The following is a 24,893-nucleotide window of genomic DNA, read 5'->3' as shown; positions in this document are numbered from 1 at the left end:
AACCCGGTTTCTACTAGGAATGTTCGGGGAACGACAGGGAGGATTCCACTGAGAAACCGGGTTTTTTGCCGTTTAGCGATAAGTATCCGTGCGAACATCCCAAGTAATTGTTAGCGGTTCTAACAATTTTTGCTGGCTGCTAGAAGCGAGTTTGCCTAAATAATCGCGAACAACAGAGGCTTGTTCGAGATTCAAGCGATAACCCAGTGAGACATCTTCAAAGAAAAGCGGCTCCGCCAAAATTGCTTCCCAATCGGGATTTTGCCTCGACTCCTCGCCCAGCAGCATGAAATCTTCCTCCGCAGGCACAAGTCCCGCCGGCAAATTTCCTTCCAAAATCCGCAGAACCCGAGGCTCGCAGGTGCGGGTATTCACGCCCTGGCGTTCCAACAACTGCAAAATTTCCTGAAAGCTGAGAGTTTCCTCACCCAAAACCTGCATTAATTCCCACAGCAGAAAAAAGTCGCTGTACTGCTGCTGCGACACATCCAAAATTTGAGGATAAAGAGCCAAACTCGCCAACCCGCAGGCAACTCGACCAATTTTTTCGGAAAAATTTGTACTTTGAGATACAGAATTTAATACAGAGTTGTCAAGTTCCAAAATATCTGGATCGACTTCCAATTCCTGGTCTTGAACAACGATCGCATTCGGCAACTTCTGCCGCAACCAGCGGGCGATCGCAGGCCAAGTACCCATACCCCCTGCACAAATCGCCTGATTAATCCCCGCCGGCGACATTCCCGCGCGGCTGAGCAAAGCATTCAATTCGCGGTTCAACTGCTGCACAAAAGGCACTAAAACCAGACTTTCCAAATCTTTGCGCTTCACATCCCAATGCTGCTGGTCAATATCCAAAGCAAAACTTTTTTGATGTTGCAAAATAACTTTTATTTGCTTTGCCGCCTCTAACAATTGCAGGCCAAAAGCAGAACCTTGTAACCGCTGCTGCAATTGATAGCGGTTCGGCAAATCTGAATGTCCCGGACGTGGCAAATCGATCGACATTCCCCAAGTTTCGTTTTTAGCCAACAACTGACAGATAATATCTTGATCGAAAGCATCGCCAGCAAAAGCAAAACTGTGGCAAGTAAAATCAGCACGAGTTAAATCTTGAAGATTGGACGGCAACTCAACTAAAGCTAATTCCACCGTCGCCGCCCCCGCATTCAAAATCAAAGTTCCCCCGCTAAAAGACGAAGCATTCACACTCAGCGGTGCAGCTTCTTCACCGTCCTTAGCAGAATCCACGGCTGAGGACTCCAATCCTGTGGCATTTTTCACAGGAGTTACAGCAGCAAGCAAAGTGGCGATCGCATCTTCCACCACAAAAATTTGCGAACCCGAAGCCACCAGAGACGCGCCCAAAACAGCCTCCCGCAGATTAAACCGATAAGCATCCGACCAACCTGCCGGAGTCCCCAAAATTACACCCCGCAATTCTAAAAGCGCCGCATCGAGAGTTTCTGGCGTTAGTCCCGAAGCCCTACAAATTAAATTAGAAACTGGCAATCCTGCAAAATTCATCCTCGGTGCAGAATCCAAAACTTCCCCCGATCCGTCAAATTTTTGCCCCTGCTTCCTCGGATTCAAAGTAGCCAGCAGCGCCCGCACACCTTGCAGCGGCAAGGCGATCGAAACAGCCTGCAAGGGCGACCACTGCAACAGCGGTTCGTACATTCCAGCAGCTTCCCGCTGATAAGGAATGCCCACCTTTAAAGGCAATTTAAAATTTTGCAGTAAAAATTCTCCTGCAGGCAAAGCCAGGGGTGGGATTCCCACCGACTTGACTGTCACCTGGGGTGCAGGGCTCCCTGAGGCTGTTTCCGCAAGCACCGCAGCCGAGGGAATCCGAAAGCTGGGGCCGGCAGCGAAACCCTCAGCCTGCGGTGCTTCCCAGTAAATCGGGTGCAACTGGCCGCTGGTGCGATCGAGCAAAGCCGCCGACAGCCCGCTGGAGGCGAAATCAATGCCCAAATACCAGCTAGAGTTCCGGCGTTCTCGGGATGGGGCGATCGCACCTGCTGCAGAATGCCCAGCCGAGTCTTGCTGCTGTGTCCCGGCAAACTCGCTAAAATCGGTTTTCCCCTCAACAACTCCTGCTTTACTCTCTGTCGAAATTAGGTTTTTTTTTTATTTTCTGAAGGACTCGATCGCAGTTCGTTAGTTTCGGCAGTTTCTGGATCGGGAGAATCAGTCAAAGGTCGATCGGTCTCGGTCAAACTAGCCAAAATCTCGTCTAGCGTCAAGTTCGACTCGTCTTCCTCAGCAAACAAGTCATCCTCAAGTTCGTTTTCCAAAACAAAGGGTTCATCCTCAGATGAGAGTTCCAACACATCGGAGAACAAATCCTCCAGCGTGCCGAGTTCTTCCTCTGCGACCTCGGCAAAGGGATTTTTTGCACCGACTTCGGGGGAACTCGCCGATAAATCCAAGCTGTTAGCGGTTGAGGAATTCGATCGCCCGAAGCTAGTATTTCCCAATCCCTCCAGATTGTAGAGGTCTGTCTCCAACAGTTGCAGAGTATTGTTGTCCAAATTTAAAGCTCGATCGAGGTCATCTTCTAATGCCTCGACCGGCAGCAAATCCTCGTCCGCCGAAGCTTGGATGTAGCCATCATCAAGCCGCTGCGACGAAGTGCCGGACTCGCCTGTTTGAAACTCACCGATACTCGACAAACCGGGCGCGGCACTGGGGCGGTTCCGGCTAATTTCAGCAGGCGTTCTCAACGGCAAAGGTGGCGGTTCAGGCACCGCAGCGTCGAACTCCTCGCCTGGGTTTTGAGCCGTTTCTAGATTTTCTCGATCGTCCGCCTCAAGTTGCAGCGAGGCGGTTGAGGCTGGCGGTTCTGAAACTTGAGGTCCTGATGCCACTTGCGGTTCAAATAAACCTGCACTATCTAAAGTTAGAGATTCTACAGAATTACCTATTACGAAGTTTGAATCTGGATTTACTAAAATATTTTCTTCCAGTGATTCGCCTTCATCCAGCAGATTTACAAACAAATCTTCGGTCATATTTAGGGCGTCGGCAGTTTCATTATCCGACGCCGCTTGATATTGTACAGCCTCACTTGCGGTTTCAAATTCAGTATTTTGGGGTAGTACAGTTTCGAGTTCTAATTCTACTTCGGCGACTGCTTCTCCCGCGAACAAACTTGCATACAAATCCTCAATATCTTCGCCTGTTTCTGCTAATTTATTTTCCGATTCAGCGCCGGAAAAGGCAATTGTCGGTCTAGGTCTTTCGGGTGCCGAACCGAACAAATTCTCTTCCAAGTCAGGGAGCGAAATTGGGGATGGAATGCGGTCGCGGTCGCGCCTCAACTGTCCGAATTGCGGAGAAATTTCTGTACCGGCGTAGGGCAATCTGTCTTGTTCTCCGAATTCGCCGGTGCGATTGGACTGCACCAACTCTGCACTCTGAGTGTCGGGGGCTGACTGTTCGATCGCAGTATTTGAGAGGGCTGGAGCGGCATCAGACCGATCGGCTGCGTTTGGGATGACTGTTTCGAGATTTGCTAAATCGATCGGCTGCTGTACGTAGGAAGAGGCTTCTCGCCCCAACTGTCCGGCCAAGTGGTTGACGAAAGCCGCGAACCTCGCCTCGCTCTGCTGGCTCAAACCGTACATATTGTCGAGTTCTTGTCTCAAGGAAGCTTGATAGCTTTGCAGATTTGCTTGCAAAGCCTCGAACACGATACCCATCCTAGAATCGAGACTCATCAGCAGACTGTCAGCACGAGATTGCAACAGTTGCATTTGCTCGAACCTCTGATCCGGCGTCAGCAGCGGGTGTTCTTCTGAGGTTTGTCGGTTAAGTGTTACGTCAATAGCCGATTGTTCATCAGGCGCACTGCCCAAAGAGTGAGGTGCTGCGCTGCTTTGCAATAACTGATTTTCTAGCGAACTTAGAATTTGGGAGAAATCGCTAGTCAAGGTTTCTTCCAAACGGGCAGTCAGTACCTGCAAGAATTCTGAAATGATTTGCTGTTGGTTTGCTTGTTGCTGAGCTAGGGATTGTTGCTGCTGCCGTTGTGCTTCTAGCTGTTTGATTTCTTGAATTAGAGCTTGCTGCTCTTGGCGCAGAGCTTCTATGTCTTCTTGGAGCGGCCCCGTCAGGCTTGAACGCAGGTGGCTGATTTCTCCGGTTACGGCAAGCATGATTTGCTCTGCGGCTGAGGGGCTAGGGGCCCTGAGCGGAACTTTGGGCACTGGAACTGGTTGCGGGCGGACATTGGTACTGGTGGGGGCCTTTGGGGCCGTTAGCTTGGAGTCTGAGGAAACCAGATAAGCGCGAACTCGCTCTAAAAGTTGGCGCTGGTGGACAGTATCGATCGAACCCGTCCAAGGCAAGCGGGGTGCGGGCTTGCTGAGTACCTCGTCAATCTCAGCAATCAGTGATTGAATTTTGTACTTCTGAGAATTCAAGGGGGGAACCTCTGGGAATGCGGCTTGGGAGAAACTTTACCGAAAAAAGACTGAAGTCAGGCGGCAGCGATGCCAATACATAGAATAATCTGAATGCGAGTCCGTCAATAATTCACTAATATTTTCTGACAACTGTTAATTAACCTTTTATCTTCGGATAACTTCTATTGCCTATGATAGGTTAGCCGGTACTTCCGCACCAAATGCTCGCTTCTATCAACTGCAAGTGCTGCCAAATTCTGCGTCTGCTTTTCTGTTTGCCGGGCCGGAGGTCGATTCCTGCTCGGGATAGCTGCGATCGTCGCACGAACTTTGGTCTTCACCCGCTCTAACGGCCTGCCGCACACCCGTCACCCCAAGTTTGGCTAGCGTGGCGGCGCCCCACTGTCTCTTCATCTTTCACCGACTTGAAAAAAACCTCAAACAATTTGCGATTTGGGATGCTGGGATGCGGGATTGTCTCCGTACATTCGGTTTTAGTAACCTTTCATAATAGCCTTTTATCTGTATTCATGCCTAGATACTAATGGTACAATAATCTCGGGGTAGCAGAAAAGTTTGCTGCGAACTGCGTCGGTTTTGCTCGCTAAGAGGGCCCGCCCTTAGGCTCGCAATACCTGTGGATTTTGCCGATCGTGCTGAAATTTGATAGGTTCCAGGCAGTTGCAGTCGGATTTGGTGGCTGTCTGCGGTGCTGGCACGCTTGTGCTCGCGGATTCTGCCGATCGTCCACAGCAGGCCAGACTGACAACAAATCTCTCAGCAGTGTTAAGCTTTCTAAGCGAAGTGCTTTCAAAGGTAATTCGATCGGCTCAGTCGCTTGCCACGTTGCTAAAATTTTGTTAATAAAATTTGCTCCGTGGTAGGTATCTAAAAAATTATGGTATATTCTTTAGTTTCTAGCTCGCAATCAGAGCTTAAGGCTATAAATTTCCATATTAGACCTTTGACGACCGCAAAACTTTAGAGGTAAAATTGCCGATTTTAGATACTTGTTTGTCAAATCTTGAATCTAAAATCGAATGACTCGGCTGCAAGCTATTTCTAACTGCCCAGCGCAGCTCAAGCGCATAAATTAAAATGATGGCCTCATGGAAGACCGCTTTAACACCCGAGATCCGAATTCCAATATAAATCAATTGATAGTTTCTACTCCTTTTTTTGCAGGCTTGCCCGAGCCTGTAATTGAGAGAGCAACTCTCCACATCGTTACCCGCAGTCATCCGTCAAATCAAGTGATTTTACTCGAAAATGACTGGGGAACATCAGTGTATTTTATATTGGATGGTTGGGTGAAAATTCGCACCTACAACCTAGACGGAAAAGAAGTAACACTGAATATTTTAGGGAAAGGAGAACTGTTCGGGGAAATGGCCGCGATCGAAGAAGCACCGCGATCGACAGATGTCATCACCCTAGCGCCGACACTGATCGGCAATATGCCATCTCAGGATTTTGTGCAGCTCATTCATACCGAGCCGCTAGCAGGCATTCGCCTCGCTCAACTGATGGCCCGTCGCCTGCGACAAGTCAACCGCCGCCTGCGTTTGCGAGAATCTGACAGTACCTCGCGAGTAGCAGATATTCTATTATTTTTGGCAGAGGGGCAAGGGAAAATCATGTTATCAGGAGGTACAGAAATTCCCAACCTGCCACACAGAGAATTGAGCAGCCTCAGCGGGCTGGCTCGCGAAACAGTAACGCGAGTGCTGAGCAAGCTGGAAAAAAAAGGAACTATTCAGCGCGAACGTGACGTTTTGTGCATTCCCGACCTGCACGCCTTGGAGCGTCTGTTAGTCTAGAAGTATCAGAGATTGCTAAATTGAATCTAATTCAAAAGCACTCTCTGTTAACTAACTGATATTGATGATTCCCCGCCGGAGGTAAAGCTATGAGTTTTAAGAAAATTTTTGTTGCCTTAGATGATTCTGAACTTAGCCACCGCGTCTTCAATCAAGCTTTAGAATTAGCTGTGAGCGATCGGGCCCAGGTGATGCTATTTAACTGCGTTACTGTCAACTCGCTGGGCGAGACTGCCGTGCCAATTCCGGTAGATTTAGGTATGAATGTCGAGTTAATGAATCAAGCTTATCAAGCTCAACGTTTGCGGCTGGAAAGTGAGGTAAAACAGGCTTCGGGTTTTCTGAAAAAATACTGCGACGCGGCAGCAAAAGAAGGATTGCAGGTGGAATTTGACTGCAAAATGGAGGGCGCTCCGGGGTATTCTATCTGTGAATCCGCCCAAAATTGGGGCGCAGATTTAATAGTGTTGGGGAGGCGCGGCCGCACGGGGTTGGCAGAAGCTTTCCTCGGCAGCGTCAGCAATTATGTCGTTCACCACGCATCTTGTTCGGTTTTTGTAATTCAGGAAGTCAAAGCCGAAAAATGATGCTGCTGAAAATTTTTGCTGAGAAAGTCTATCTAAAATAAGAGTCGCGTTCGTACCTAAACCCGGTTTCTGCGAGCAAGATTAAATTTGGCCGCGAAGCTCCAAAAAGTGAAACCGGGAATCAGCCGTATAGCGCCCAAGTTCCGTAAAATCTAAAATCTAAAATCGGAAAACCGGGAATCAGCCGTATAGCGCCCAAGTTCCGTAAAATCTAAAATCTAAAATCTAAAATCTAAAATCTAAAATCGGATGAGTGATTTTTTGTCAGCAGATGCTGCGTCTAATTCGGGCAGTTCACCCACTACAAATAACGAGCCGCAAACCGCCGATATTTCAGCAATGGCTGGCGATCGCACAAATCCCGATCCGGGGAAGCGCGAATTAGGGGAAGCGCCTTTAAGGCTCGTAGAAACGGCATTTTTGGCAAGTACCGCTAGCTTGATTTGGCTGGTAAATTATTACTTTCCGCTGGGGCCTTTGCTGCGGGTTTTTTTCCCGATACCGATCGCCCTTGTCTACCTGCGCTGGGGGAACCGCGCTTCTTGGATGGCAGCTTTGGTATCGGGTTTGCTGCTGTCGGTACTCATGGGCCCGACGCGCAGCATTTTATACGTGATTCCTTTTGGAATTATGGGAGTTGCGCTGGGAGGACTTTGGAAGCGCAAAGCGAGTTGGTCTTTTTCTATTAGTTTGGGCGCGTTAATTGGCACTCTTGGCTTCTTTTTTAAGTTTTGGTTGCTGTCAGCTTTGGTGGGTCAAGACCTCTGGGTTTACGTAACAGCCCAGGTAACAGAGATGGTGGAATGGGTTTTTGTGAAGCTGGGCTGGCTTAATGTACCGAGTTTGAACACTATTGGGGCGATCGCCGCCGGGATGATTTTGGTTAACAATATTGTCTATTTATTTGTAGTGCATTTAGTAGCTTTGCTGCTGTTAGATCGTTTGGGAAATCCGATTCCGCGGCCGCCGCGCTGGGTGCAACTTTTGATCGATTATGAAGAGTAGTTATTGGGCATGGGGCATGGGGCATGGGGCATTGCTAATTGCTACTAAATAACTAATGACTAATGACTAATAGACCTCTCCTGAAAAGCAAGTCTTGAACAGGCAGGATGTCTGTTCCACAATAATTATTGGAGAGGTCTAATGACTAATGACTGCTAACTAATGACTAATGACTGCTAACTAATTTATGATTGGTATTTATACAGAAATCGAACAGGGTCAGCGGTGGCTCGATCGCTATCGGGGACGAAAACCGATATTTGCCTGCGTGTTAGGATTTACCGCTACAGGCTTAATTCCAGGCATTTCAGCAGCAGGAGCAACCCCGCACGATCGACAATTTACTTGTTTGGCCGATGCAGAATTTTTGTATAACGGCCCCCAACCGTCGCCCCAATATCCTTTGCCGCCCCTAGAAGCTGGTGCCTCGCCGGTACTGATATCTCGCGCAGTAGTCGAAGCTTTGGAAATTCCCCTTTACCTATTTAATGCTGGTTTGGCCCTCCCACCTCCCGTACCTGCAATTGATTTGGGCGGCACTCCGGCAAAGTGTGTGATTTCTGGGAATGCTTTAGAACTCGAAACAGTCAAACATTTGCTCGAACAAGGATTAATTTGGGGAGCTAAATTGGCCGCTCAAACTAATGGCAGCTATTTAATTTTAGGGGAGTGCGTAGTTGGGGGAACGACTACTGCTTTGGGCGTGTTAATGGGTTTGGGTATTGCAGCGGCGGGCAAAGTTAACAGTTCTCATCCTCGCTGCAATCACGCTCAAAAATTGGCTGCGGTGACAGCGGGACTCAATCATGCTGAGTGGGAAATTGGCGGACAAAACAGCACTCCCCTGGAATTGGTGGCGGCGGTGGGCGATCCGATGCAAATAGCGGTGGCGGGAATGGCGATCGCCGCGAGTCGGACTTGCGGGGTACTCCTGGCCGGGGGCACGCAAATGCTGGCAGTGTACGCTTTGATGCAAGCCTTAGCCCGTGAATATGCTCTGGTATGGTGTCCCGAACAAGTTGCGGTGGGGACTACTCGCTGGGTGGCGGAAGACCCTACAGGAGACACTGTAGGACTCGCTAATGATATCGGCGGTGTGCCTTTGTTGGCCGCGCAGCTAAGTTTTGCTGGATCTCGCTACGGGCAACTGCAAGCTTACGATCGCGGCTATGTTAAGGAAGGTTTGGGTGCGGGAGCGTGTGCGATCGCCAGTGGCTTGGCTGCAAATTGGACTCCAACTCAACTCCTCCAAGCTGTTGAAGCTTTAGCCTCGCGGTGTGAAATTAAACATTAGATAGTCCTGGATGCCAAAAACCCGTTTTTTACTCCAAATATTGGGGTTTTGCAGCGATGAATACACTCCAAAACCGGGTTTTTAGTTTTCTTTGCGTCCAGCGCTGTGAGGAATTAAACATTAAAAATTAATATGCGCCTATCGAGCAGCGAATCTGGTTCTGCTGCTCAACCAGCTTCATTTTGGCTGAATAATTATCTCATTTTATTGAGCATAAATGCTCTCATATTTACAGAAGTTTCTACACCAAATCTCGCTTTAATGCAGTATTCTTCCTGCTAATTGCGCGAGAGAAAAAACTCTATGCAATGACTCTATAAGTTGACGAGCATAAATCAACGCAACTTGTATTTTTTTGATATTAATGCCCGATCCCCGCTAGCAATATTTAATGAGATCCGCCTACCTGTTGCGAGTGCACTCTTTTGGCGAGCAACTGTTCTTCCAAAGCAGCAATTCGATTGTAAGCTGCTGTTAGCTGAGCAGTTAGGCGCTGGATTTGAATTTCTGCGCTCAGCTCTTTTTCGAGGCTTTGAGAATTCTTGTCGAAGTAGCTGTCATCTAACAGTATGTCTTTGTGTTCGAGGAGCCCGTCGAGACGGCTGTAGCTTTGATATGACGAGGTTTTGTCATTTCCTACCGTTCCAGAGCTGGCGTTTCTCTGCTGCTGGGTCAGCTTCGTCTCCTGGGCTGACTCGAATAGCTTGTCATTGAGGTTTTCTATGAGTTTGTAAAGGGCCTCGACTTGTTGGGTCAATAATGTAACTTGCTGCTGGAGCGGTTCCATACAATCATCCTTTGGCTCGTAACTTATATCTTTACATATAAGGTAAATCTTTACATAACTGCGATTTATCACTAAATTATTTAATTTTTGACGTAATTGTTGTGTTCCCAATCCAGACGGTAGATTTAGGAAGCCAGCCTGAAGATAATCGATCGCCATTCGTGAGTCGATTTGAGATTTGAGATTTTAGGTTTTAGATAGTCTTGGATGCAGGAACCTAGTTTTTTAACCCCCATACTTCGTTCAAACCTTCAATCAGAGTTAAAACATCAGGTTTCTGAGAGTCGGATCGGGCAGCGTCCTATTAAATTGACTTCGCTCTAGCCAGTGCTTTCAGGATTGACAATAGTGGATTTTTAGTTATTAAGCTGTCGCGGATTTAAAAAGGATTTTTCACTTTCGACATGACAGACTTTGGGAAATACCGCTCGGTTTTGTCAAAAGCGTCATCCAGCGGCAGAGGGCAACACTCTCCTTGTTTCGTTATATTAACAAATGTAACACAGATGCAGTCGATCGCCAACGGGGGCGAGCAAAATTGGGTCAAACTCATATGCTGCACCATTCTCGCTTAACAGGCTTTCCGGCCTGTTCCAGAACAAGTGCATTTTCTTGTGGGGTGGGCAGGAGAACCCGCCCATAGAAGGCCATCGAGAATGGTGCAAGATGTGAGGTCAAAAGAACTTTTCGCGGAGAAATCAGGCGTTAAGTTGACGGGGCTGTCGGCATCGGAAAGCTCGATCGACAAGGTAGAAGGTAAAATCAGGGCAAGAGTCAAACAGACTCACAGCGCAGCAGAACCGAGTACAATGGCTCTGTGTTTGAGGAAGAAATAAGATAAATCGGCGCCAATTACCGGACTCGACAAACAATTATTTTCCGGGCTGCAGAACACAAAACGATCGGTCAATATTTAGAAAAGCGGATTCACAGGTGAAACGAAGGTCTTTGCTATTGGGGGCCGCCACCCTAACTTTAAGTCAATTGGCGGCAGGGTGCGACTCCAAGCCCATTCTCAAAATTCGATCGCTCAAAAACAGTATTCCGGCCCAACTGGTAAGCAAATTTAGCCGCGATGTACAACCGTCTCCGCTTTTGCAGGTAACGCAAGAACCACAATTAAAAGAATTATTCGCCCTATTGCAGGAGTGGAAACAGGTTCCCAAATCAAAAAATCAAGCTGACTTGGTGATGTTGGGAGATTACTGGCTGACTTTGGCAATCCGGCAAAAATTGATTCAGCCGATCGATCCTGCTAAGTTTGCTAATTGGGCACAATTGCCCGAAAGATGGCAAAAACTCGTCAGGCGCAACGATGACGGTCAATTAGATCCTAAAGGTAAAATTTGGGGCGCACCTTACCGCTGGGGAAGTACAGTAATTGCCTATCGAACAGATAAATTCAAGTCTTTGGGGTGGACTCCCACAGATTGGAGTGACTTGTGGCGCTCGGAATTGCGCGATCGAATTTCTTTGCCGGACAGTGCTAGAGAAGTTATTGGTTTAACATTAAAAAAACTCGGAAAATCTTACAATACGCAGCAATTAGATAAAGTCCCAAATCTCAAAAAAGAACTGGCAAATCTGCACCAACAAGTTAAACTTTATAGTTCCGATGCTTACCTGCAACCATTAACTTTAGGCGATACTTGGTTGGCAGTAGGTTCCTCAGGGGACTTGCTGCCCCTGCTGCAAACTGAAAAGGATATTGCTTTAGTAATCCCGGTTTCTGGAACTGCACTTTGGACTGATTTGTGGGTAGAACCAGCATCGGGGAATCCTGTTTCGTTAGTGGAAAAATGGATTGATTTTTGTTTGCAGCCTCGGATTGCTCCTCAATTATCTTTGCTGGCTAAGGCTAGTTCCCCGATAATTGTCGGCATGAAACCCGAGGATTTGCCGGAAGCTGTTCGCACTAATTCTGTGTTGTTGCCGGATGCTAAGATTCTTGCGGCTAGCGAGTTTCTGCTGCCGTTTGGGGATGCGGGGATCTCGCTGTATCGATCGCTCTGGCAAGAAATTCGGCAAGTAGTGAAAGGCTAAAATTTTACTACGTTTTGAGGTACGTAGTTGCGCTTCAGCGCTCTTTTATCTATGAAAGAGCAAGGAGCAAAGAGCAGTTTTGCATTTATAGTGCTGTCCCCGCTCCCGTATTGTACAATAGGCGAGCGGGACATTATTCAAAGAACAAAGACTTTTTACAAAAATGAGATGCTTCCAAAGAGCGCTGAAGCGCAACAACGTACCTTAGAAAAATAAAAAAATAGCACGGGTTGAAGTGTTGGTATTTTAATTTTAAGAACAATCGTAATTATAAATCACCTGAGAAAAATCTAAATTTTCTAAGTCCTCAGCACGAATCAAAAAGTTCCCTACTCCACAATCACCCCAACAAATCTCATCATCACTAATCATGTGTAAGAGTACAACTTTATGGTCTTTGTATTGCGGACTATACTCACGAGGATCAGTTTGCGTAAAGTAGCCGTATCCCCCTATTTTATGGTGAATTTCGTATAAATTAGCATAATACCAATCAAATATTTTGTAATTATCTCTACTGATTACCTCAAAGAATTGTTCAAGTTTTTGTTTTTCAAAAATGTTATTAATTTGATAGTCTTCTGGGCAAACCCACTCATTGTCAGGACTAAACTGTAAAGCCAAACATTCTTGAGAATTATTCACATATTGGTGATTTAAAGGTAAAAAATAATCATGTTCACAAATATGCTCACTAAAAGGATTATCAATCGGACAATTATTTTCGTCAAAAAATTGCAAGGCACTAAGTTTTTGATTGTTTAAAGTTGAATAGCTCTCATTGATATCCAACAAACAAGCAAAATCTGTTTGACAATTATTTCTGTCAATTTCTAAAAAGTACAATACTTTGAAATCTTTTTGATTGTCCAACTTCTCTATATCCATTCCATACCAACCTTGATTGTTACTAATATAAAATTGCAAAATTCCTTGTTTGGGAAAAGGGGCTAAATATGGCACTTGGGCAAAGATTTCCTCAAAATTGAGTTGTGCCAAAAGGTGCATATATTTTCCATCACTATCTTTGGGAAAATCGTAACCTTTCGGCAAGTAAGGCACTCCGCCAAATTTGCTTGACCAGAAATCAGTCGCCTTTCGTTCGTAAGTGATTTTGATAACAGGCTTTTCTGAACTTTCAATTTCTTGGCGAAAAGGTTCTAATTCAGCAGGAAGCTCAAGGTTTGTTTTCATTTTTTTCTACTTATTACAAACCGCATCTATCAGCTCAAATGCACGGTGCGTCAGCTCTTGATTTATCGATTATCCAGAAAATAGCTCGCTGCTGACGCACCCTACTAAAATTCCTTCCGCCTTCCTCGAAGACGCGGATTTGAGAGAGATTCTAAATCAATGCGACAACTAAGCCGATCGCCCTTGCACGAATAAACTGCCAAAGCGGTGCCTTGACGGTTGCAAACTCGCACATTGTAACCGTATTCGCTGGCGACAGTGCCGAAGCGGTTGACAAACTGATAGCGTTCCATATAATCGAGCAAACTCCAAAGTTGGCGGTTGACGATGATAATTACCCAAGTATTGCCGGGATCGACAAACCAGCGATCGAGCAATTTTCCGCCAAACTGTTTTTGAGCTAACCACAGACTCGGCACGCTTTTTTCGGTTTGCGAAAGCGGGGGCGACGGTAAATTAGCAGCGTTGCCAGTCGGGCAAGCCGGCTGCTGGGAAAATGTCGCAGATTGTCCCCACAGCAAGGCTCCGAGGCACGCAGAACAGGCGATCGGGAACAAAAATAAACTTTTTGTCAAAATGCCATGCCTGCGGGTATCAACATCATATTTCATAATTATTGTGTTCTTGATTATATGTTTCCCATAGGGGCGGGTTTTACCAACAATTTATCTCGAAAACTCGCTATCGATAAAACCCGCCCCCGCACAGCAGATAACCTACATCAACCTTACATTTTATTATCTGCAAAAGATGTACGTTGCGATTTTGTGTGGTGTGGAGGCGGGTTTATTAGATTGTTTGTTTTTGGCTTTTATTGTTGGTAAAACCCGCCCCCACAGTCATGTTAAAATTCCGATCGCCTAAACAATGAAGCAGGCAGACAAGCAGTAAAAGTAGAACCGCAATTTAACTCGCTATAAACTTCAATATCGCCGCCCATCATCTGACAAAAACGCTGGCTGATAGTCAGTCCCAAACCAGTACCGCCGTACTTGCGAGTAGTTGAATTGTCGGCTTGAGTAAAAGGTTGGAACAGTCGCTCTTGCTGCTCTGGTGTCATGCCGATACCCGTGTCCGTCACTCGGAAAACTAAAAAGTCTGAATCCAAAATTAACATTTGAGCAACTCTCGGTTGATATTTATTTTTTAATTCTTCGCTGGTAATTCTTTCGACAGTAAGCACGATCGCCCCATTAGCAGAAAATTTAGCAGCATTGCTGAGCAAATTCAGCATTACCTGCCGCACTTTCATCAAATCGCCGTGCATCGCGCCGATATTGTCAGAACTCAATACTTGCAAAGTATTGCCGTTTTTATCCATTAGCGGTTTGATAGTTGTTACTACCTCCTCGATTAAGCCTCCAACATCGAAGCTTTCGAGGTAAATCTCCATCTTGTCAGCTTCAATTTTGGAAATGTCGAGAATGTCCTCAATGAGCCGCAGCAAGTGTTTGCCAGCAGTGCGAATTTTGTCTAAATCCGAGACTATCTCTAAGTTGCCTAACTCTTCGGCATCTTCCACCAGCATATCGCTGTAGCCGATAATCGCGTTCAGAGGAGTCCGCAACTCGTGGCTCATGTTTGCCAGAAAAGCACTCTTGGCGCGGTTGGCGAGTTCTGCGGCTTCTTTGGCCAACTGCCACGCTTCCTCAGCGTCTTTGCGTTCGGTGATATCTCGCAGCGTGGCCACTACCGCTTCGACGCTGCCGTCAGTCGCACAAAGCGGGCTGAGAATGTACTCGTAGTCGCGGGTTCCCCAGCTTGCCGTGGGGACAATTACTTCGCCTTTCTTGGGCTCGGCTGTGGCAAATATGGCGTCGCATTCTTCGTGAACCCGCTGCATAATTGTTGGCGACCAGCCTAATTCCTGCCAGGTTTTGCTAATCATTTCTCTGGGATTCTTGCCGGCAGCTTGAGCGGCGGTGCGGCTGACGTAAGTGTATCTTCCCGATCGATCGACTAGAAAAATTAGGTCAAGAGAAGCGCCGAGAATCCCGTCAACTGTTCTGGCGTGTCGGGCTACCTGAGCAGTCATTTGTCTGACGGCGATCGCGCCGCGGACTTTGGCGGCGAGTTCAAACTGCAAAAGTTCGTTGGCTTGTTGGAGGTATAGGGTGCGCTGTTCGACTTCTTTTTCTAGTTCTGCTTTGGCTTTTTCTAGGGTGAGTTCGGCAAGTTTGCGATCGCTCACGTCTGTAGAAATTGTACCGACTGCATAAGCTTTGCCTTCGGAGTTGCAGAGGGGAAATTTCAGAGAAATATAAGTGTGCGGGCCGTCGTCTTGAGGGATGATTTCTTCGATGGTTAGGGGCGACGAGGATTCGATAACTTTCAGGTCATTTTCTCGCAAGGCTGCTGCTTTATCTTCGGGAAAAATCTCGCCGTCGGTTTTGCCTGTTATTTGCTCTTTGGCGATGTCGAACAAATTGTCAAAATGGCGGTTGGTGAGCAGGTATTTTCCGTCAACATCTTTGATGTAAATCACTGCTGTTGAGTTGTCTAAAATCGCTTGCAGCAGTGCTTCGCTCTTTCGCAGGGCTTTTTGAGTGTTTTGGCGATCGAGTATTTCTGGCTGCAATTCCAAGTTGAGGCGATTTAAGTCTTGCCAAGCTTCCTGGACTTGATTTAAGGCGATCGCGCTTTTTTCTAGTTCTGTATTTGCCGGCCGCGACTGACTTGAAACGGAGTTTGCGGGCAATTCTAGGGGTTGGAAAGCGAGCGGGATCTGGGGATTTGCGATCGGGCCATCACCCGCAGTTTTTTTATATCGAAAATCGACCGCTAATTTACTGTTTAAACTCGATTTATTGGGAAATAAATCGGGAAATTCGCCGAAATTTAAATTGTCATAAATTAGATCCCAATTCCGGGAACGCTGCTGCGGTTCGGCGGTGGAGTTAAATGCCCAATTCCCCTCTGCTGTTGATAAATCTGAGTTACCGGGTTTGGCAATCCGGCGGGTGACGGCAACTGCCAAGGCGAAGGGGAAAACGGCAGCAGCAGACAGTGCCAGCAGCCAGTTGTTGCCCCACCATGTTTCGATCGAGGTTTTGGGGATGCCCCGCACTAAAATTACAGCGGGTTTTCCGGCTAGATTATTCAGGGATTTTGCTGCTACTGTATAAGTTTGATTGCCTATTTGTATTTGCTGGGCAACTGGTTTGCCATCGGCGGCGCGTGCAGATCTCAGCAGCGATCTGTCCATCCACTGTAAGTTGGGCAACAGTTGATTTTTCGTAACACTTTGTCCGCTTACCAAGACATATTTGCCCTCATTAAGCGGTGCATAAATAGCGTAAAATCCGAGGAGTGAATTGACGGTTTCGCTACTGGCAACCATCGGGATTTTGCTCAGATTTGTTCCTAGAAATAAAGCAGCAATAATAGTCTGATTTTTTGGATTTTTTACCGGAATTTTTACGTAATTCACAAGGACATATTCGCTCAATCCCGGTTGCAAAGCTGGCAATTGTTTCTGATTTTCCGATTTAGCCAGAATTTTGCTAGCCGTAATTGGCTCTTTTTTTGCTAATTCTTGATAGGCTAGGTTGCGAGGATTAAAATTTTGTCCTTCCTGGTTGAGATTAACGCTAACAATTATCTTCCTATCTTTCCCCACTAAAGCTGCACTGTGTATTGCTCCTGTTTTGACATGACTTTCCAGAATTTGCTTGACAGATTTTCGCAAATTTGATATGTTTTTGTCGCTGTTGTAAGCTAAAGCTGTTTGGGCGATCGTTTTGCCGTCAGAGGAGTTTTGCAAACGGTCGGCAAAACGATCGAGTTTGAGATTGTAGTTAATTTCACTAAGGCTCAGTTCTGATTTAGCTTGATTTTGCAGTTCGTTGCTTCCAACTGCCGATGTTAGCCAAAGTGCTGCTCCCGTTAGTCCGACTGGCAAGATTGTTTGTAACGCCAGCAGTCCAATTAACTGTTTTCTGGTAACGGATAAGTTGTAAGCGGACGGCTTGAAAGCTGTTTTAAATCTTTCGGAAGTCGCAACTTCAGTTGGCTGCAGACAATTTGGCTTGCTGTCGTTTAACTGAGTTTGAGCCATAGTAGTAGATACTGAATCGGTTATAGATGACAGGCGATAAATTAATCTGGAAAACAATCAATCAATTTTAGATTTTAGATTTTGGATTTTAGATTTTAGATCGAATTCGGTTAATTACTCATATCATGTCCGGTCGAGCGACAGCGATTTTTGTAGGGGTTCCCCTCACCAACAATACCTGCCAATAATTGACAATCTCAAAAACCCGCCCCGACCGGGATATTATTGTTAATCGATCGCACATGATATCATCATAAAATTGTTGCCTCTCGCCGGCGCCAACCAAGCAAGAAAATGACTGGGGTATGCTCACAGAAATCAGTTTCTAGGTGTTAATCAGATTATCTTATTTAGCTGTTTTTACATATAGTGTCGGTTCCTATTAAAAGTTTGTTCGGAGCATCCCAATGATTGCTTTCACAGGAGTGCTCGGGCTTAGATGTAGGCTTGGCTGTGCAGTATGCTGGCACTCCTGTGAAAACGCTTTTTGCAAAATCGGGATGCTCTTGCAAACAGTCGCCAGACTAAGTAATTTTTTGCTCGACTATACAGTAAATTTACTTAAACCAAAGTTTAGCGTAATTATTGCAAAACTTAGATACGCTCGATCGACCTTTTCCCTGCTTCACCTTTTTTTCAATCCCACAACCGCCTGCCTGCTTTACCGCCCAGTCGCTGGTGAGTATCTTTGAGCAAAGTTGGGATGTCTAACTCTTCGGGACACCTGGGCAAACATTCGCCGCAATCGGTGCAGCGGTTGCCTTTGCTGCCCGGAAACCAGTGTCCGGCATTTTCAAACATGGCGTAGCGGTATTTGCCAAAGTCAGTCATGTCGCACCCGACGGCGAGATTGCGGAGTCGCAATACTTCGGGAATGTTGATGTTTTCCGGGCAAGGCAAACAGGCATAGCACTGGCTGCATTTGTCGGTTTTCAAACTGGCTGCAATAGCCGATTCTAGCCGATCGAACGCAGCGATTTCGGCGTTGGTGAGGGGAAAGTCGCGATCGCAATATTTCAGGGGTTTCTCTAATTCTGTCGCATTTGCAGCCCCCACACTCAGAGTCCCAATCCTAGTATCGCTCAGTAAAAACCGATAGTTCAACTCTAAAGGCAAGAAAGGCGAGCACAATTGTGCGAGAGTTTCCGGGGGCGTGTAGAGTTGCCCTCCTTTATCAGCCGGGGAAATGATGAAAACGCCCATATCTTTGTGCTTGGCGAGTTCAATTGCCGGGGCGTTGCGCTGAAAAAAATAGTAGTAATGCAGATTGACAAACTCAAATAAATCTGTATTGATTGCAGCCAAAATCAGATCCAGAGGCCCGTGAGTCGAAAAGCCGACGTGCCGAATGCGCCGATCGGCGAGGGCTTTGCGTACAGATTCCATGCAGCCTGTGGGCGATCGCACCCAAGCCAAATGTTCCCAAGTATTCAAACCGTGAATTGCCAGACAGTCGATATAGTCTAAATTCAGGCGTTTGAGGGAGGCGTCGATGCAGCGTTCCATTGCAGCAGCATCCTCCGTCGGGGAAATTTTTGTAGTGACGTGGAAGCGCGATCGATCGACAGACAAACCAGCCGAGATGGCCGCACCGAGATATTCCTCGCTGCAACCGTAACCAGCCGCTGTTTCCAGGTGATTGATTCCCTGAGAAACAGCCTCTTGTACAGTCTGACAGGCAGTTTCCTCAGAAGCCAAATAGCGCATGGTTCCCAAGGAAAATACGGACAGGTGCAAGTTAGTTTTGCCAAACCGTCGATAGCGCATAAATGTTAGGAAGTTTCGCCCGGGCTAAAGCCGCTTCTCTTGATCAAATCCTCTGGACGGAGGTTTGATATAAATTCCCGGAAGGCCCGGCGTTCTGCTTCATCAGCATCTCGATCGACCGGTATGGAAGCATCGGCTACGACTTCTTCCATCACCCAGATGGGGCTATTCGTTCGCAGGGCTAGGGCGATCGCGTCGCTAGGTCGGGCATCGATCTCTTTTTTAACTTCTCCCTGACGGACGATCAGCACGGCATAGAACGTGTTATCTTGCAGCGAGTGAATAACTATACGCTCCAAGGTAAGATTCCAGGCTTCTAGAAAATTGACCATCAAATCGTGAGTTAAAGGTCGAGGAGGCTTGTGACCTTCCAGAGAACTAATAATAGCCTTTGCCTGCTCCTGACCGATATAAATAGGCAAAGCGCGTCGCTCAGTAGCGTCTCTCAATAGGACTATAGGACTGCGCGTGGCTGCATCTAAGGCAATTCCAGCGACTTTCATTTCAATCATTCGATCGGCCTCATAGAATTAAGAAACTGTAAGGCAGTAGAGAACTTGGACATAAAGATTACCTAAATCCAGTATGACTCGATCTTCGCCTGAATCTGCAACGAATCGGGCACTGTCGATTAGAGATGGGACATTGACTCGGGGGGGACAGGGGGAGGGCAAAAGCTCCTGCGTCTGGTTTTTGGCTGTGGTTTGATGTAAATAAGCGATCGACTAGGGAAAAATACTTATGTTTACAGGACTAATTCAATCTCTCGGAAAGCTGAAGTCGCTAGGCAACGATTATTTCCAAATTTCCTGCACCTCCAGCAACTCCTATCAGATTTTACAAGATTTAGCCATTGGGGACAGCGTAGCCGTGGATGGAGTCTGTTTGACGGTAGTGGAAGTTCTACCGCAAGGTTTTGTCGCCGTCGCTTCCCCGGAAACCCTGCGCCGTACTACTTTGGGAGCATTCCCCGATGCTTGGGTCAACTTAGAAACCTCTCTGCGCGCCGGTAGCAAATTGGGGGGACATTTCGTGACGGGGCACGTAGATGCGATCGGCACTTTAGCGACATCAACCCAAACCGCCAACGCTTGGGAGATGCGGTTTACTGCCCCACCAGCAGCAAATTCGGGATGGCAACGCCAAATCGCACCTTACATTGTTTCCAAGGGCAGCATCGCCGTCAACGGTATCAGCCTAACCGTGGCAGATTGCGATGCTGACGGTAATTGGTTTGAAGTTTCTGTCATTCCCCACAGTTTTGGTGAGACAAACCTCAGCTATTTGCAACCAGGAAGTTTAGTTAATTTAGAAGCAGATATTCTCGGCAAATATGTCGCCAAATTTCTCCGCAGTGGCTCAAAATCTAATCCCGAACCTTGGGAAGAAACCCCGGCCATTAACCATTTGGGAGGCATTACCCCAGAATTTTTAGCTGAACACGGATTTATTTAATCTTCGGGTGCGCACCGCGCACCTTGCTCATATCTGAGATATTGCACCATTCTGAATAAGCCTTTTACGGGCGGGTTCTCCTGCTCACCCCAAAAGAAAACTCACTCTTCGCTTCACAGGCATCTTACCTGTTTTTGAGTTGTAGAATGCGTCAGCAGCGAATTGTTCTCTCAATAATTTACGGCTCAAAGCAGACGCACCCTACTAACTCTTACTTCTCTCTTTCCGCTCTCTGCGGTTAATTAATAAAACTCTCTTATTCAATCAAAAAAAATGTTTTTATACCCAAACAATCCCGCAGCAATTATCACCTGCGAACGAAAAAAGTGCAGCAATTAATAGCTTTTGAATTCCCGCTGCATCGAAAAATGGATAAGTTAGCAAATTCCAATAAAATAACCGATGTTGTAGTTTCCCATTAGCCCCGAGTTTGGAGATAATTTGCTGAAACAAAAAAGCACTTCTACTATAATTAAATTGCTGTTGCCCAAATTTGCGTAGACTTAGGAATGAAAAATCAATAACTTGATGAATTGTCAGATCTAATAATGAAGAAATGCACTAGATTGCGCCTTTTACCAAAACTGATAGAAAGTTCCCACTATTTTTGTTACTCCACTACACTACTTTACATTTAAATCCATGTTTTCTTCTAGGTCAATCAAGTCACAAATAAAGAGGTTTTATAACTCTCCATCGTAAAAAGGCAAAAGAAGGTATGAAGCCATTGACGCTCAAAAATTGGGATGGGTGGAATTAGGAATAAAAAATTAATAACTTAATTTTTTATTCCTAACCGACAACAACCGGAAGATTTTGATTCGGATAACATAAAATATGTGTACTTTTCCACGTCGCACAATGCGGCAGATGGTTTAGTTCTGGTTCTAATCTTGTTGCTGCGATGATAGCTTAAATAATTTTACTCACGTCTGTTTCTTTTGCGAACTGTACTCACATCTTTTGGAGGTATCCATAATCGAAATATTTAGTCAATCATTTAATTTATTTAGAAATAAATTAAATGATTACAGTTATTAAGACCAGAGACATTTGCCAATACAACCATTAATTAATGTAAATAATAGGCTAATATTTAACACAGCTATAGGATTAATTCTTCTGCCCTAAAACATAAAAAAATATGACATATTTTCAGATTTTTGGTTACAAACAAATTGTTGTTAACCTAGTTTTCTTACTCTCATATATTTAATAAATTGACATATTTTAAACCATAAAAATCTGACTTTTTGTTTTAGTCTATTACCATTATTTTGATGGTAAAAACTCATTTAAACGTGCTATATACCATTGACATTGAACAGAGAATGGGGTAAAATTATTCTCAGCGGATATTGGCTGTCTCTTCCACCAACTGTGTAAGTCCTGACTGCGAGGAGTATAAGGGAGAGCTGCCAATCTAGAAAGCAACAAAAATTTTGAAAAATTTTGTTAAAAACCAATGCAGCCAGCTTCTCAAAAATCCCTCTCTTTGCCTCTCGTATCAGTCATTATTCCTGCATACAACGCTGAGCCATTTATTGAAGAAACTTTGAAATCTGTTCTCGCTCAAACTTATCCAGCAATTGAAGTTTTAGTCGTCGATGACGGTTCCCAGGATCGAACCCCTGAAATTGTAGAAAAAATTGGCAAAAAAGATTCTCGCGTTCAGCTTCTGAAACAGCAAAATTCTGGAGTCGCTGTTGCTCGAAACTTAGGAATTGAGAAGTCGAAAGGAGAATTTATCGCCCCCATTGATGCCGATGATATTTGGTATCCTGAAAACATAGAAAAACAAGTTCAATGTATGTTGGAGGGAGGGGAAGAAGTCGGGGTGGTCTATTCGTGGACAGTGGATCTGGATGAAAAAGGATTGCTAACAGGAGGATTCCGGTCTTTTAGAATTGAAGGTGACGTGTACGCGACCCTAATTTGCCACAACTTTATAGGAAACGCGAGTGCTTCTATGATCCGTCGCAGTTGTTTGGAAAAGGTGGGGGTTTATGACAAGACATTGAAGGAAAGGAATGCTCAAGGCTGTGAAGACTGGGACTTGTACCTGCGGATAGCAGAGCTTTATCAATTTCGAGCCGTGCCGGAATTTTCAATTGGCTATCGCAGGATGTATAACACTATGTCTACCAACTATACGACAATGGCGAATTCTCAATCTTTGATGCTGCAAGCTGCCAAGCAACGGCATCCCGAAATTCCCGATTTCCTGCACCGATTATCTACGAGTAATTTTTTGCTGTACTTAGCGAACCAAAGCAGCCGCAACGGCCGCGATCGCACCGCGCTATTTTGGTTATTCCAAGCTTTAAAAACTGAGTGCATCTCACCCTTATTCCGTTCTGGCTTTTACATAGTATTGGGAAAGAGCCTTTTAAACCTATTATCCCAGTCTGGGAAACATCAGGATGCTCTAGATGCACCTGTGAGAGTAGAAGATACCCCATCCTCTGAGAACCAACCGATCGGTCGGGAGGTGTTGGTAGAGATCCGGCGCAAAAAGATCGAATTAATGGTAACGATAGGGAACATTTTTCACCGCTCTATTTCCTTCCTTGTCAAGCGAAATCAAGCAAATATTGACACGCTCCCTCAAGCGAACATTAGCGCCACTCCCCCCACAAAGGCAGAGTTGTCTTAATGAAAAAAGAGATTAAGGCTATTAGAACTCTGCTACCCCTCCTCAAGCTTTACCCTTGGGCAATCCCGGCAATGATTTCCTTGGGTATGCTTGCTTCCCTTTCCGACGGCTTTGGCATTAGCTTATTCATTCCCTTTTTGCAAACTTTACAGCAAGAACAAGCTCAGGCTGTAACTGGCAATTCTTTCATTGATTCTCTGAACAAGATATTCGCTGGTGTTCCTGCTGGCTACCGCGTCTTAATCATCCCATTTTGTATTTTAGTCAGCATCCTGATCAAAAACCTGATTGTCTATAGTAATTCTCTGCTTTTTGCTTGGTTAAACTCGCGAATTAGCAACCGATTGCGCTGCAAAATTTTCAACCAAACTTTAAGCGTTAGCTACTCTTTCTTAGAGCGCAGCGAATCGGGAAAGATTATGAATATTTTGGCAACAGAGAGTTGGCAGACTAGCAAAGCTTTGAGTTTGTTTGTTAACTTGATTACGTGTGCTTGTACGATTACTGTCCTGGCGACGCTGTTACTGCTCATCTCTTGGCGACTCACCTTAATTATCAGTATAGCGCTCTTCCTCATCTCACAGTTCATCCAGTTTGTGACGCGCCGAGTCAAACATCTGGCACAGCAAGCCGTAGACGCCAATTCTCAGCTCGCTGTCCGAATGTGGGAGGGATTAGGGGGTATGAGAACCATCCGCTCTTTTGGACGGGAACCTTACGAGCAAGAACGCTTCGATCGCGCTTCCCTGCAGGTGCGAAACACCTTTTTGCAACTCGATATGCTGGGAGGGCTCATCAATCCGCTCTATGAAGTTTTTTCCGCACTCCTCCTGTTAGCAATTTTGGCGATCGCCCTCCTGCAAAACCAGTCAGCTATGCCAACGCTGCTGACTTTTTTATTCATCCTCTACCGCTTGCAACCGCAGGTGCAACAGCTAGATGTGGCGAGGCTAGGTTTAGTCTCTACCGCCAGTTCAGCAGAACTGGTGATGTCTTTTTTAGACACTTCTGATAAACCTTACATCCGCTCTGGTACCGTTCCCTTTGACAAGTTGAAGCAGGCGATCTATTTTGAGTCAGTTTCCTTAACTTACAATCCTGAAGATCGGCCGGCAATAGAGGATGTCTCCGTCGAGTTCAAACGCGGCCAAACTACTGCTTTAGTGGGGCCGTCGGGTGCGGGAAAATCTACGCTCATCAGCCTCCTCTGCCGCTTTTACGAGCCAACATCAGGCGCAATTTATGTTGACGACTGCTCCTTAAAAGAACTGAATTTAATGGACTGGCGGAAAAGAATTGCGATTGTCAGCCAAGATGTCCACATCTTTAGCGGGACGGTGAGGGATAATATCGCTTATGGGCGTTTAGAAGCAACCGAGGCAGAAATTTTTGAGGCGGCAAAACTTGCCAATGCTCACGATTTTATCAGCCAACTGCCGGAAGGGTATGACACGAAAGTGGGCGATCGCGGCGTTCGCCTTTCTGGCGGACAAAGACAGCGGATTGCCCTCGCTCGCGCCATTGTCCGCAACCCAGATATTCTAATTCTGGATGAAGCAACGAATGCTCTGGATAGTATTGCCGAAAACTTGATTCAGGAAGCGCTCAACACGCTCAGCCAGAACCGCACCGTTATTGTCATCGCTCACCGCTTATCGACGATTGAAAATGCGGATCAAATTATTGTGATGGAAAATGGCAGGGCGATCGAACAAGGCAACCTCCAGTATTTGCTGAAACTCGACGGCCTCTTCGCCAAGCTTTATCACTTGCAACACCGCAACGTACAAAACTAAGAGTAAGTTGGTGAATTACT

The 24,893-nt window shown here is 46.1% G+C and carries 19 protein-coding genes; 9 read left to right on the top strand and 10 right to left on the bottom strand.

What is annotated here, in order from left to right:
* Positions 1–72: 72 nt before the first annotated feature.
* The 4 genes from QUA20_RS07340 to QUA20_RS07325 form a co-directional block, all read right to left on the bottom strand.
* The gene (locus QUA20_RS07340) at positions 73–1,977 is read right to left on the bottom strand and encodes a hypothetical protein (RefSeq protein ID WP_333187104.1); all 1,905 of its coding nucleotides are present in this window, start codon (positions 1,975–1,977) and stop codon (positions 73–75) included.
* A gap of 143 nt (positions 1,978–2,120) precedes the next feature.
* Positions 2,121–4,430, bottom strand: a complete 2,310-nt coding sequence (locus QUA20_RS07335; RefSeq protein WP_333187102.1) for a hypothetical protein — start codon at positions 4,428–4,430, stop codon at positions 2,121–2,123.
* A 216-nt stretch (positions 4,431–4,646) separates the two neighbouring features.
* Positions 4,647–4,826: a hypothetical protein gene (locus QUA20_RS07330; RefSeq protein WP_333187100.1), complete on the bottom strand. Its 180-nt coding sequence runs from the start codon at positions 4,824–4,826 to the stop codon at positions 4,647–4,649.
* Between the two features lie 190 nt (positions 4,827–5,016).
* Positions 5,017–5,226, bottom strand: a complete 210-nt coding sequence (locus tag QUA20_RS07325) for a hypothetical protein (RefSeq protein ID WP_333187098.1) — start codon at positions 5,224–5,226, stop codon at positions 5,017–5,019.
* Between the two features lie 295 nt (positions 5,227–5,521).
* Between QUA20_RS07325 and QUA20_RS07320 the strand changes: the two genes are divergently transcribed.
* The 4 genes from QUA20_RS07320 (at position 5,522) to cobT (ending at position 9,118) form a co-directional block, all read left to right on the top strand.
* Positions 5,522–6,232, top strand: a complete 711-nt coding sequence (locus tag QUA20_RS07320) for a Crp/Fnr family transcriptional regulator (RefSeq protein WP_333187095.1) — start codon at positions 5,522–5,524, stop codon at positions 6,230–6,232.
* 89 nt (positions 6,233–6,321) lie between these two features.
* Positions 6,322–6,819, top strand: a complete 498-nt coding sequence (locus QUA20_RS07315) for a universal stress protein (RefSeq protein WP_333187092.1) — start codon at positions 6,322–6,324, stop codon at positions 6,817–6,819.
* Positions 6,820–7,068: 249 nt separating this feature from the next.
* A complete protein-coding gene (locus QUA20_RS07310; protein WP_333187081.1) occupies positions 7,069–7,824 on the top strand; it encodes a DUF2232 domain-containing protein in 756 nt (251 codons plus the stop codon).
* 187 nt (positions 7,825–8,011) lie between these two features.
* Positions 8,012–9,118, top strand: a complete 1,107-nt coding sequence (gene cobT, locus QUA20_RS07305) for a nicotinate mononucleotide-dependent phosphoribosyltransferase CobT (RefSeq protein WP_333187077.1) — start codon at positions 8,012–8,014, stop codon at positions 9,116–9,118.
* Between the two features lie 388 nt (positions 9,119–9,506).
* Here the strand turns inward: cobT and QUA20_RS07300 are convergent, their stop codons facing one another.
* Positions 9,507–9,905, bottom strand: a complete 399-nt coding sequence (locus QUA20_RS07300) for a hypothetical protein (protein WP_333187074.1) — start codon at positions 9,903–9,905, stop codon at positions 9,507–9,509.
* Positions 9,906–10,561: 656 nt separating this feature from the next.
* Here QUA20_RS07300 and QUA20_RS07295 point away from each other — a divergent pair.
* Together QUA20_RS07295 and QUA20_RS07290 are read left to right on the top strand one after the other, a co-directional pair.
* Positions 10,562–10,741, top strand: coding sequence for a hypothetical protein (locus tag QUA20_RS07295; protein WP_333187071.1), 180 nt, complete (start codon positions 10,562–10,564; stop codon positions 10,739–10,741).
* 97 nt (positions 10,742–10,838) lie between these two features.
* Complete coding sequence (locus QUA20_RS07290) at positions 10,839–11,948, top strand: extracellular solute-binding protein (protein ID WP_333187069.1); 1,110 nt, start codon at positions 10,839–10,841, stop codon at positions 11,946–11,948.
* 252 nt (positions 11,949–12,200) lie between these two features.
* Here the strand turns inward: QUA20_RS07290 and QUA20_RS07285 are convergent, their stop codons facing one another.
* From QUA20_RS07285 to QUA20_RS07265, 5 genes are all read right to left on the bottom strand, one after another.
* On the bottom strand, positions 12,201–13,142 hold the full coding sequence (locus QUA20_RS07285) for a DUF1963 domain-containing protein (RefSeq protein ID WP_333187066.1): 942 nt from the start codon (positions 13,140–13,142) through the stop codon (positions 12,201–12,203).
* A 104-nt stretch (positions 13,143–13,246) separates the two neighbouring features.
* Complete coding sequence (locus tag QUA20_RS07280; RefSeq protein WP_333187063.1) at positions 13,247–13,753, bottom strand: hypothetical protein; 507 nt, start codon at positions 13,751–13,753, stop codon at positions 13,247–13,249.
* A 233-nt stretch (positions 13,754–13,986) separates the two neighbouring features.
* On the bottom strand, positions 13,987–17,199 hold the full coding sequence (locus QUA20_RS07275) for a PAS domain-containing protein (RefSeq protein ID WP_333187060.1): 3,213 nt from the start codon (positions 17,197–17,199) through the stop codon (positions 13,987–13,989).
* 636 nt (positions 17,200–17,835) lie between these two features.
* On the bottom strand, positions 17,836–18,966 hold the full coding sequence (locus QUA20_RS07270; RefSeq protein ID WP_333187057.1) for an aldo/keto reductase: 1,131 nt from the start codon (positions 18,964–18,966) through the stop codon (positions 17,836–17,838).
* Between the two features lie 5 nt (positions 18,967–18,971).
* Complete coding sequence (locus QUA20_RS07265) at positions 18,972–19,478, bottom strand: bifunctional nuclease family protein (protein ID WP_172185863.1); 507 nt, start codon at positions 19,476–19,478, stop codon at positions 18,972–18,974.
* Positions 19,479–19,707: 229 nt separating this feature from the next.
* On the opposite strand from QUA20_RS07265, the gene ribE reads away from it, so the two are divergent.
* The 3 genes from ribE (at position 19,708) to QUA20_RS07250 (ending at position 24,873) form a co-directional block, all read left to right on the top strand.
* Positions 19,708–20,421, top strand: a complete 714-nt coding sequence (gene ribE, locus QUA20_RS07260) for a riboflavin synthase (RefSeq protein WP_333187054.1) — start codon at positions 19,708–19,710, stop codon at positions 20,419–20,421.
* Between the two features lie 1,465 nt (positions 20,422–21,886).
* The gene (locus tag QUA20_RS07255; protein WP_333187052.1) at positions 21,887–23,077 is read left to right on the top strand and encodes a glycosyltransferase family A protein; all 1,191 of its coding nucleotides are present in this window, start codon (positions 21,887–21,889) and stop codon (positions 23,075–23,077) included.
* Positions 23,077–24,873 (top strand): ABC transporter ATP-binding protein, encoded by a 1,797-nt coding sequence (locus QUA20_RS07250; protein WP_333187050.1) that lies wholly within the window; start codon positions 23,077–23,079, stop codon positions 24,871–24,873. Before QUA20_RS07255 ends, QUA20_RS07250 begins: the two co-directional genes overlap by 1 nt.
* The last annotated feature ends 20 nt before the right edge of the window (positions 24,874–24,893 follow it).

The organism is Microcoleus sp. Pol7_A1, assembly GCF_036701085.1.
GTDB lineage: Bacteria > Cyanobacteriota > Cyanobacteriia > Cyanobacteriales > Microcoleaceae > Microcoleus > Microcoleus asticus.
Note: the sequence above shows the minus strand (reverse complement) of the source record. Positions and strands in the feature narration are given on the sequence as shown.